We start from the raw sequence: 1,833 nt of genomic DNA, 5'->3' as shown, positions 1-1,833 counted from the left end.
GCCACACAATCGACAAAATGCACTTTAGGCGCGGCATTTCTTTGCAGTAACAGCATGCCGAGTAAACCATGATCGCAGCAGCAGTCCCAAATATGATCGTATCCTTGCTCTACCATCTGATTGATCTGCTGTAATCGCTGACTGATTTTCACCGCTGACGCCTCAAAAATCGCGCCCATACATGCTTGAGCGCCATAAAGCCGCGCATTCTACCCGAGTCAGCGGTTAAAACCCATCTCTTTAGGTTTGACTATTAGGCTGCCAGCCTCTAGGCCGCACCGGTGAATACGTATGCAACCCATTGCGAGCAAAAAGCCATCACCACTAGTATGCATTGACCCATATTCACTATAAAAACAAGGATCAGGGAATGTTCAGCAATCTTCTTACCCACGCACGCCACATCAACTCGCCAACGCGAAATCGACACAATTTATTCACGCCCAGCTTGCTAGCACTCAGCATTGGCAGCCTGTTGAGTACAGGTGCCACGGCGCAGACCCTCAACCTGAGCTCCCCCGATAAGCAAATCGTCTTGAGTCTGAGTGATGATACGGGCCGCCCCGAATATCAAATCCATTTTCATGGCAAAACCGTTATCGAACCGAGCCGATTAGGGTTAGTCTTTGCCTCACTGGGCGAATTAGGCCAAGGTCTTCGCATTAAATCGAGCCACACCGCCAGTGCCAATGAAAAATGGCAGCAACCTTGGGGTGAGCAGGAATGGATTAAAGATCAACACAATCAACTGAGCGTGGTATTAACCGACGGTAAAATCGACTTAAACCTCGAGTTTAAAGCCTTTGACGATGGCATCGGCTTTCGTTATCACTTAGCCGCACAAAATGCCCTGCCAGCCAATACGCCGCTTGCCATTACCGATGAACTCACCGAATTTAATATTGGCCAGAGTGATAAGGCCACCGCCTGGTGGATCCCTTCTCGGGGATGGAACCGCTACGAATATCTGTATCGCACCAGCGCGCTCAATCAGGTCGACCGAGCCCACACTCCTTTTACCTTTAAACTGGTCGATGGCACCCATTTGAGTATTCACGAGGCGGCGTTAGTTGATTTTGCCTCAATGACACTCGATCAACAGCGCGATGGCAAGCTCAAGGCCGATCTCACCCCTTGGTCAGATGGCACTCGCGTTAAAACCCAAGCGGGCTTTTATACCCCATGGCGCACGATTCAAATCGCCGACAAGGCCACGGGGTTGCTTAATTCTCACCTAATCCTCAACCTGAATGAGCCCAATAAACTGGGGGATGTCTCTTGGGTTAAACCGGGTAAATATGTCGGCATTTGGTGGGGGATGCACCTCAATGAAAACACTTGGGGCTCGGGCCCAGCGCATGGCGCAACCACCAGCGAAACAGAGCGCTACATGGATTTCGCCGCCAAGTACCAGTTTGATGGTGTCTTGGTCGAAGGCTGGAACCAAGGTTGGGATGGCGATTGGTTCCATAATGGCGATCAATTCAGTTTTACTAAGGCCTATGATGATTTCGATTTACCCGCCATTACCGCCTACGGCGCGAAAAAAGGCGTGCGCCTGATTGGTCACCACGAGACCGCAGGCTCAGTCACCCACTACCGCAAGCAAATGAATGATGCCTTCGCCCTGTATGAAAAACATGGCGTGACCCAAGTCAAAACCGGTTATGTCGCTGACGGTGGACAAATCAAACGCATCGATGGAAACGGTATCACCCGTCACGAATGGCACGACGGTCAGTTTATGGTGGGCGAATATCTTCACAGCGTTACCGAAGCAGCCAAGCACCATATCAGCATTAATACCCACGAGCCGATTAAAGATACTGGGCT

At 50.7% G+C, this 1,833-nt stretch carries 2 protein-coding genes; one reads left to right on the top strand and one right to left on the bottom strand.

Features of this window, described 5'->3' with window-relative positions; translation table 11 throughout:
• Nucleotides 1-152, bottom strand: a 152-nt coding sequence (locus tag SHEWPOL2_RS22605) for an SAM-dependent methyltransferase (protein WP_192812114.1), incomplete at its 3' end; no start/stop codon positions are given.
• A gap of 218 nt (nt 153-370) precedes the next feature.
• On the opposite strand from SHEWPOL2_RS22605, the gene SHEWPOL2_RS21905 reads away from it, so the two are divergent.
• On the top strand, nt 371-1,833 hold a 1,463-nt coding region (locus SHEWPOL2_RS21905; protein WP_037431740.1), incomplete at its 3' end, for a glycoside hydrolase family 97 N-terminal domain-containing protein.

It is taken from the genome of Shewanella sp. POL2, from assembly GCF_000282755.1.
Lineage (GTDB): Bacteria > Pseudomonadota > Gammaproteobacteria > Enterobacterales > Shewanellaceae > Shewanella > Shewanella xiamenensis.
Note: the sequence above shows the minus strand (reverse complement) of the source record. Positions and strands in the feature narration are given on the sequence as shown.